General features: G+C 29.5%; 1 protein-coding gene. It reads left to right on the plus strand.

What is annotated here, in order from left to right:
• On the plus strand, window positions 1-352 hold a 352-nt coding region (locus KVT37_RS31975; RefSeq protein ID WP_217578991.1), incomplete at both ends, for a DUF3732 domain-containing protein.

Raw genomic sequence — 352 nt, forward strand, 5'->3', positions numbered from 1 at the left:
CTTATGCTAAGGCTAAAATTGATATTGAATGTCAGCTAGTTCAACATCAAAGAGAAAGCATAGATTTAAACGGAGAAGAAACATTGGAAGATGAGATTAGGAGTTTGATTGAGCAGATAGAAGGTTATAATCTCGATAAATATTTTAGTTATGCTGAAAATAAATTAAGTGAGTATATGAATAGAATTATTAAAGGGCTAGATTTTGAAGAAGAATTTAAACCTGCAAATTTAAATTTTGATTTAGAATCTTTTGAGCTATATCACTATGATAAGATGGCCAGAGACAAAGTGTTTTTAAGTGAAATGGGTAGTGGAGCGAATTGGCTTTCTTGTCATATTAGTTTATTTTT

The organism is Mesorhizobium sp. GbtcB19, assembly GCF_019091085.1.
In the GTDB taxonomy this organism is placed as follows: Bacteria; Pseudomonadota; Alphaproteobacteria; order Rhizobiales; family Rhizobiaceae; genus Mesorhizobium.